General features: G+C 65.7%; 6 protein-coding genes. 2 read left to right on the forward strand and 4 right to left on the reverse strand.

Features of this window, described 5'->3' with window-relative positions; genetic code table 11:
- Nucleotides 1-65: 65 nt before the first annotated feature.
- The 4 genes from AC1RBA_RS06265 to AC1RBA_RS06280 all read right to left on the reverse strand — a co-directional run bounded on the left by AC1RBA_RS06265 (nt 66) and on the right by AC1RBA_RS06280 (nt 5,062).
- The gene (locus tag AC1RBA_RS06265) at nt 66-497 is read right to left on the reverse strand and encodes a GFA family protein (RefSeq protein WP_070290728.1); all 432 of its coding nucleotides are present in this window, start codon (nt 495-497) and stop codon (nt 66-68) included.
- Nucleotides 498-560: 63 nt separating this feature from the next.
- The gene (locus AC1RBA_RS06270; RefSeq protein WP_492417278.1) at nt 561-2,129 is read right to left on the reverse strand and encodes a CHASE2 domain-containing protein; all 1,569 of its coding nucleotides are present in this window, start codon (nt 2,127-2,129) and stop codon (nt 561-563) included.
- A 79-nt stretch (nt 2,130-2,208) separates the two neighbouring features.
- The gene (locus AC1RBA_RS06275; protein ID WP_492417280.1) at nt 2,209-3,537 is read right to left on the reverse strand and encodes a serine hydrolase domain-containing protein; all 1,329 of its coding nucleotides are present in this window, start codon (nt 3,535-3,537) and stop codon (nt 2,209-2,211) included.
- A 28-nt stretch (nt 3,538-3,565) separates the two neighbouring features.
- Nucleotides 3,566-5,062 (reverse strand): alginate export family protein, encoded by a 1,497-nt coding sequence (locus tag AC1RBA_RS06280; protein ID WP_492417282.1) that lies wholly within the window; start codon nt 5,060-5,062, stop codon nt 3,566-3,568.
- A gap of 209 nt (nt 5,063-5,271) precedes the next feature.
- Between AC1RBA_RS06280 and AC1RBA_RS06285 the strand changes: the two genes are divergently transcribed.
- Complete coding sequence (locus tag AC1RBA_RS06285) at nt 5,272-6,414, forward strand: sigma-54-dependent Fis family transcriptional regulator (RefSeq protein WP_492417284.1); 1,143 nt, start codon at nt 5,272-5,274, stop codon at nt 6,412-6,414.
- Between the two features lie 143 nt (nt 6,415-6,557).
- Entirely contained in the window at nt 6,558-8,366 is a 1,809-nt protein-coding gene (locus AC1RBA_RS06290) for an NAD(P)-binding domain-containing protein (RefSeq protein WP_492417286.1), read from the forward strand.
- Nucleotides 8,367-8,646: the final 280 nt, after the last annotated feature.

Here is an 8,646-nt window from a genome sequence, read left to right on the forward strand (position 1 = left end):
GTGCGCTCGCCGACAGAATGCCGCGTCCTTGAGCGGCAACGACACGTCGGATTACGCCCGCCGGGCTAATCCGACCTGCTCGCCTTCCCTCCAGGCTCCTCCTCCTCGCTGCGCGAGCCCCGATAGCGCGGCAAGCCATCGGCCAGCTTCACCCACTCCAGCTGCGTGCCCGTATAGATATGGCTGTGCGGCGGCAGCTGTTCGGGATTGTCCAGGCTGCAGGTAGTCACGTCGACTTCATCGGGATAGGCACTGTCTTCAAAGGTCAGCTGCGTGCCGCAGCGGGGACAAAAGCTGCGCGTGCCATGGACGCTGGACGCATACGACATGGCTTGCCCCTGCCGCCAGCGAAAGTTCGCCCGTGGCACGCTGAACCAGGCGACAAACGGCGCGCCCGACGCGCGGCGGCACACGGAACAGTGGCAGGCGCTTTGATGAAAGCTGTCCGCGCCAGCGTCATAGCGGACCTCGCCGCACAAACATCCTCCCGTCAGCATGGCATCCTCCTGCAATATGAAAAAGGCGCCCAGTTTAGCGCCGCCGCGGCGCCACGGTTTGCGCTAGATCACGGCGACGATCAACAGCAGCAGCGCCAGCGGCGCCTGCACCAGCACGATGCCCGGATGCGTGCGGCGCAGCTGGGCCCATACGGACAGGCCCGGCACTTCCTCGTACGGGTGGTGGGCTTCGTCGCGCAGCGACATCGCGTGCAGGAACATGCCGGCGATCAGGGGCCCGGGATTGACCCACCAACCCTGCTCAAGCAAGCCGCGCGACAGGTAGATGGCCAGCGCGCCGATGGCGAACGGCGAAGCCCACACCAGCGCCAGCATCAGGCGGATGCCATAGAATTCCGCCACGGTGCCCACGCGGTGCAGGCGGCTGAAATCGTGGTCTTCCATGCGCTTGTCGATGGCCAGCTCGGCGCGGCCGTACAGGGTCCACAGGCCGCCGAACAGGCAGCCCAGCAGCACGCCGATGACGATGTCGGCCGCGAACACCACGTATTTATTCACGTCGGCCGTGCCGATGCCCAGCGACGTGTGGGCAGCCGCGTGCAGGTGCAGGCCGGCCTGCTCGCCTTCGGCCGTCGTGTAGCGGTCGCGCACGTCATAGGTGCTGCCGATATACACGACGTTCTTGCGTAGTGCATTCGCCGCTACGCCGGCCTGCCCATCGATCAGTTGTACGCGCGTGCGCGTGGAATTCAGGAAGGCCGGCGCCACGGCGGCCGGGTGAAACGGCGCGGTGACGGCGTTCTGTTCCGCCGCCGCCCTGGCGTCGCCGTGGATGACGGGTTCGAACGCCCAGCGCGCCAATTCCTTTTCGCTGCCCGTGCGCCGCGCCAGCTGGCACACGCGGCCGGCCAGCGCCACCACTTCCTTTTGCTCGGACAGGACGGCCGGCATGGGCTGCTGTTGCTCCTGCTCGTCGGCGCCGTGCGCCAGCTCGAAGGCCACTGCCGCCAGCACGGGACTTTTCAGTTCGATACGCGTGACGGCGCCCATGCGCTCGCGGATCCGCGGGCTGGCGAAGTGGATGCCGGCCGCGCAGCGCGCGCGTATCCACGCCAGGTTCGCATTCTGATCCGATTGTTCGGGCAGGATCAGCACCAGTTTCCGGCCCTCGGCGGCCAGCCGGTCGAGCAGGCGGTCGAGCGGCCGCTCGCCATCCTTGTGTTGTTCATACACGGCCGGCGCCAGGTCCAGGTCGATGGCCAGCACCTTGCTGCCGCGCGCTGCGGCGCTGGCGATCACTTGTTCCAGGCGCGTGCGTTCCAGCGGTTCGCGCTCGTCGAACACCTGTTCGAACGCGGGCTGGTCTATTTCGATGATGCCGGGCCGGTAGGCGGCGCCCGGGTCCTTGCCCCGGTTCAGCAGTTGCCCCTGTTCCGCGCTGGCGCGCAGCATGGCCGCATCGAGCCATTCGAGCACGTGAAAACCTTCCAGCACCAGCATCAGCGCGGCGATCAGGCTGGCGCCGATCACGTGATGCAGCAGATGCGTGCCCGTCAGCTTGAAGGCCGAGCCCAGCTGGGCGACCGGCCACAGCAAGCGCCGCCACAGCGGGGGGCGCGGTTGGTCCGGCTGGCTGCTTTCCACGGTGCGTTCCCCTTGCGTGCGCTGCATGAATTATCATTCAAGCAACAAATGATGACGAAAGGATAGTATATTGCAGTTGTGCCCGTTCAGCCGCACTGCTGGCGACCTACTGCGGCTTGGCCAGCAGCAACTTGCCCAGCGCTTCGAAGGCCGGCGTGGTGGTCGGGTCGTTCGCCGCATTGGCCGCCGTCGGCGTCGAGGCGAAACGCACGATCACCATTTCCGCCTTCGGATCGACATAGATGCGCTGGCCGTACACGCCGCGCGCCATGTAGGCGCCATGGTCGTTATGCGTGACCCACCACATGTCGCGGTAGCTCCAGCCCTTGAGCAAATCGTAGCCGCCCTTGGCGAACAGCTGCTTGTCGCCGCCGCGGCGGATATCGTCGACGGCTGCCTTGGGCAGAATCTGCTGGCCGTTGTAGCGGCCATCGTTGCGCAGCATTTCGCCGAAGCGGGCCAGGTCGCGCAAGCCCGCATTCAGGCCGCCGCCGGCAAACGGCGTGCCCGTCGAATCGACCGTCATGTAGGCATCCTGCTCGGCGCCCAGCTTTTGCCAGACATGCTCGGACAGGTAGTCGTTGACGTTCTGCCCCGTGACACGGGCGATGATCCAGCCCAGCACGTCGGAATTGACCGTGCGGTAGCCGAACGCCTCGCCATGCCGGCCCTCGTGCTGCACCGTTTGCAGGTACTCGAAATAGCTGCGCGGCCCCGTGTAATCCTTGGGCTTGGGCAGCGGGCTGCCGGCCGCCGCGTGCTGCCACACTTCCGCTTTCGGGTCCGCATAATCTTCGCTGAATTTCAGGCCCGTGGTCATGTCGAGCACCTGGCGCACGGTGGCGTCGCCAAAGGCGGACTTGGCCAGTTCCGGCACGTAATCGGCCACTTTTTTGCCCGGATCGAGCTTGCCTTCGGCCACCAGCGCCGCGCCCAGGGTGCCCATGACGGACTTCGTCACGGACATGGCGCCGTGCTGACCGCTTTCCTTGAGCACGCCGAGGTAACGCTCATACACGATGCGGCCCCGGTGCAGCACCACGATGCCGTCCGTGTAGTTGGCGCCCAGCGACTGCTCCCAGGTCATCGTTTCCTTCGCCCCCAGAGGCGTGAAGCGCAGGCTGTCGATATCCGTGCGCAGCGCGCGTTTCAAGGGCACGGGTGCCTTCAAGCCGCGCGAGACGTCCACCGTCGGCATCAGCTGGCGGAAGTGCGACACGCTCCAGCGCAGCTGCGGGAAATTGAAATAGCTGCCATCGTCGAAACGGATGATCTTGTCGGCCGGCGGCGGCGCGCCCACCATCCATTGCAATGCGGCCGGATCGCTGGCGGCGGCCGACAGCGGCGCCGTCGCCTCGGCCGCGTGGGCGCCGGCGGACAGCGCCAGGCAGGCGGCGGCCAGGGCCAAGCGTTTCATGCTGGGAAAATCGTTCATGCGATGCTCTCCTTGATAGACAGAATATTTAATAAACCCATACCACGTTCGCCAGCCATCCCGTCCAGGTCCTGGCCTGACCATTCACCAGCTGGTTCACGCCCGACTGCGCGAACGAGGCGCTGAAGCCCAGGGTCAGGTAGGTATTCGGGTTCACCACGCGCACGTATTTGACGAAGACATCGTTGGCCAGCATCGGGCGCAGCACGCCGGCGATCACCACGGGCGCGCCGCCCGGCACATCGAGGCGCGTGGCCTGGCCGAACTGCAGCGGGCTGCCCATCTGGTTGGCCCGCACCTGGGCCAGGTAGGCGGTCACGGTGTCCTTCGGCGTCGGGTGCAGCTCGATGGTGGCCTGCAGCGCATTCACGTTGGCATTGACGAAGACCCAGGTCGCCTTGCTGCCCGAAGCCCAGGCGCCCGGCGTGCCTTCGAAGAACAGCGGATCGAAGCGCTCATTGCGCGCCGTGCGCGGATCGTCACCGGAAAAGCTCTGGTAGCCAAGCGTGAACTTCGGCGTCCACGCCACGTCGGGCAGCGAAAAGCCCCCTTCCGTGCGCCAGCCCCAGGCCCGCATCGGCTCGCGCGTATTCCACTCGCGCGCGGCATCGACGCCGAACCAGCCTTTCGACAGCACGGTGGGCAGCACGGGAACGCGCGCGTAGCCATACACGAACTGCAAGTCCTTGCGGCCGTCAGGCACGGCCAGCGGTGCGCCGATGCCGCCTGGCGCCGCCAGCGGATACGCCGCATGCGAACGGGGCACCTTGCCATACGCGACGCCGGCCTTGCGGTCGTTCGCGGGCGCGTAGCTGACGTCAACGCCGACGACGCGCGTGCCGCTATCGTTGTCGGGATTTTCATTCGGGTCGAGATAAAACGCCTGGGCGCTGAACGCGTCCTGGCTTATTCTGGCCACCACGGAATTCTGGAAAGCCTTGCGCGGCCCCAGTTTCAGCGCGCCGCGGTCAAAGCCGTTCGAGCCGCCATTGGCGATCAGCATGCCGGTACCCAGCGTGAAATTCTGCGCGCCGGCCGACACATCGACCATGGCGCGCGTGCCGCCGAGCGGCATGCGGATGCCGGCGACGAATTCCTCGATCGAGATGCGGCCCGTGTCGCCCGCGCCAAACGGATCGTGGCGCAAGGTGCCCGAGCCGACGGCGGACACGCGCGCATACAGCTGCTTGCCGTCGCCCAGGTTGCGCTTGAAACCGAGCGCCGGCTTGACATAGAACTCGTACCAGTAGGGATTGAAATCGAAGCCGGGATTGCGCGCCGGCGTATTCGACAGCTTCCAGAACAGATTGCTCTCGCCGGCCACCTGCACGCCCGCTTCCACGGAACGCGTCATTTGCCAGCCGGCGGCCATGGCCGGTTCAACGGCGGCGCGCCGGGCTACCTCTTTTTCCATGCTGCTCTGGCCATCGGGATCGAGCTGGCCGGCGGCGGCGCAGGCGGCGCTCCAGCCCAGCAGGGCCAGGATGAGTGAGCTGCGCACGGGGAACATCGCTTGCGTTGTCATAGGTATCCCTTGCGATAGCTGACCTCAGATTTGAACGGATGTTATCAGAGATGCTCTTTTTTATTGTTGTAAAGCATCCTACTGTGCGGCGCCAGGCGTTGAGACGAACGTCTCACGGCAGCCCATGCTGCAGCGCAGGATGCGCCATCCGGGGCTTCGTGCTACAAACGAAATACCATAAAGCAGATACCGAGACACCGGAGAGCGCCATGCCCTACGTCCGCCAGACCAGCCATATCGAGCGCGTGCGCGACCTGATCGCCGGCCGCGTCGTCAATCCTGGCGCCGATACGGCCAGACTGGCGTCGTCGTACCGGCGCTCGCTGGACGACTACCGGCTCGATCCCGCGTCCACCACGGGGCCGCGCATCCTGACGGGCGCCGAACTGCGCGCCATCCAGCAGTCCGAGGAAAATTTTCTGCGCTCCACCGGCCAGTGCCTGCCGCGCCTGCACGCCATGGTGCGCGAAGCGGGCTACTGCGTCATCCTCGCCAACGCGCGCGGCGTGACGATCGACTACGCGGTCGACACGGACCAGCGCAAGGAATTCAAGAAGGCGGGCCTGTACCCGGGCTCGTGCTGGTCGGAGGAGGAAGAAGGCACGTGCGGCATCGCCTCCGTGCTGCTCGACCAGGAAGCCATCACCGTGCACAAGACCGACCACTTCCGCGCCGCCTTCACGGGCCTGACCTGCAGCGCCGCACCGATCTTTTCACCGCACGGCGACTTGATCGGCGTGCTCGATGCCTCGGCCTTGAATTCGCCCGATGCGCGCGACAGCCAGCGCCTGGTCAAACAGCTGGTGCGCCAGGGCGCGACCCTGATCGAGGACGGCTTTTTTCTCACCTCCTATGGCCATTGCTGCATCCTGCTGGCGCACCGCAACCGCCACTTCGTGGAAGTGCAGCCGGAGATGCTGCTCGCCATCGACGAGCATGGCGACATCGTCGCCGCCAACCGCTGCGCGCGCGACGTCATCGGGGGCCTGGACGCCCTTCCCCGCCCCGTCGCCGAGGTGCTGGAAGTGCGCGCCGAACGGCTGTTCGATGCGCGTACGGGACACAATCTGCTGTCGCTGCGCCTGGCCGGCGGCAGCACCTGGCTGCACGCGCGCGTGCGCGCGCCGCTGCGCCAGGCCAGCGCGCGGGTACGCATCAAGAACGCGGCCCCCGTGACGCAGGACGCGCCGGCCTGCACGCCGCCGGAGCTGGCCGAGCGCACGCGCATCGTCAACGCCATGAACGCCGCCAAGTGGCGCCCGCTGCAGGCGGCCGCCATGCTGGGCGTCTCGCGCGCCACCCTGTACCGGCGCATCAAGCAGTTGCACATCGTGCCGCCGCACCGCCAGTAAGGCATCCGGCAAGCTGAGATTTCCGTCTCATATTCCGCCATGCTGCGCTGCGGAATGCGGGGCCGGAACGCCAGTGTTACAACATCGTCAGCGGCAACACAGCCGCATCCCATCATAAAGTCAGCAGACTTGGAGGAGACACGATGCAAACCGAAATCAACCCGCACGACCTGGCCGTGGCCGGCATCCTGGAGCAGCTCGAAGGCTGTCTTCGCGCCAGCGACGGCACGGGTGCCGCACAGCTGTTCGAACAGGATGGCTACTGGCGCGACCTGGTGCTGTTTACCTGGAACCTGAAAACCCTGGAAGGCTGCGGGCAGATCGCCGCCATGCTGACCGCCCAGCTGGGCGCCGTGCAGCCGGTTGCCATCCGCATCGCCGACGGCGAACATGCGGTGGAAGCGGGCGGCGTGCTGCAAAGCTGGATCACGGTGGAAACGAACGTGGCGCGCGGCGTGGGCTTCATCCGCATCCGCGACGGCAAGATCTGGACCCTGCTCACCACCATGAGCGAATTGAAGGGTTTTGAGGAAGCCAAGGGCGGCCGGCGGCCCATGGGCGCCGAACACGGGGCGCGCACCAACCGCAGCAGCTGGCTGGAGCACCGCGAACAGGAAAAGGCCGAACTGGGCTACGCGCGCCAGCCCTACTGCGTCATCATCGGCGGCGGCCAGGGCGGCATCGCGCTGGGCGCGCGCCTGCGGCAATTGAACGTCCCCACCATCATCATCGAGAAAAACGCCCGTCCCGGCGACAGCTGGCGCAAGCGCTACAAATCGCTGTGCCTGCACGACCCCGTCTGGTACGACCACATGCCGTACATCCCTTTCCCCGACAACTGGCCCGTCTTCACGCCGAAGGACAAGGTCGGCGACTGGCTGGAAATGTACACCAAGGTGATGGAGCTGAACTACTGGGGCTCGACGTCATGCGAATCGGCCAGCTTCAACGAAGCCAGCGGCGAGTGGACGGTGCAGGTGCTGCGCGATGGCCAGCCCGTCACCCTGAAGCCGCAGCAGCTGGTGCTGGCGACGGGCATGTCGGGCAAGGCGAACATGCCGAAGTTCAAGGGCATGGACGTGTTCCAGGGCGAGCAGCAGCACTCGTCGCAGCATCCGGGACCGGACGCGTATGCCGGCAAGAAGGTGGTCGTCATCGGCGCGAACAATTCCGCGCACGATATCTGCGCCGCCCTGTGGGAAGCGGGCGTGGACGTGACCATGGTGCAGCGCTCGTCGACGCACATCGTCAAGTCCGATTCCTTGATGGACCTGGCGCTGGGCGACCTGTATTCGGAACGGGCGCTGGCGGCTGGCATGACGACGGCCAAGGCGGACCTGACGTTCGCCTCGATTCCGTACAAGATCCTTGCCGACTTCCAGAAGCCCGTCTTCAAGGCCATCCGCGAACGCGACGCGGACTTTTATGCGCGCCTGGAAGAACGCGGCTTCATGCTCGATTTCGGCGACGACGATTCGGGCCTGTTCATGAAATACCTGCGCCGCGGCTCCGGCTACTACATCGACGTGGGCGCCTCCGAGCTGGTCGCCGAGGGCAAGATCAAGCTGAAAAGCGGGGTCGGCGTGCAGGAACTGAAAGCCCATTCCATCGTGCTGTCCGACGGCACGGAGCTGCCCGCCGACCTCGTGGTGTACGCCACCGGCTACGGCTCCATGAACGGCTGGGCGGCCGACCTGATCTCGCCCGAGGTGGCGAATAAAGTGGGCAAGGTGTGGGGCCTCGGTTCGGCCACGACGAAGGACCCGGGCCCGTGGGAGGGAGAACAGCGCAATATGTGGAAACCCACGCAGCAGCAAGCGCTGTGGTTCCACGGCGGTAACCTGCACCAGTCGCGCCATTATTCGCAATACCTGTCGCTGCAGCTGAAGGCGCGCATGGAAGGGTTGAACACGCCCGTGTATGGGCAGCAGGAAGTGCATCACCTGGCGTAAAGGCGATGCAACCCATGTAGGTCGGATTAGCGCGGGAAGCGCGTAATCCGACACCTTGTTGGCGGCTCATGTCGGATTACGCGCGGCGTTGCCGCGCTAATCCGACCTACCACCATCCAAAATATGGGCAGGAGGCACATCACCTGGCGTGAAAGCCCGCGTAGGTCGGATGAGCGGCACGCCGCGTAATCCGACACATTGCAGGCGGCTCATGTCGGATTACGCGCGGCGTTGCCGCGCTAATCCGACCTACCACCATCCAAAATATGGGCAGGAGGCA

Source organism: Janthinobacterium sp. GW823-FHT03B06, assembly GCF_058796955.1.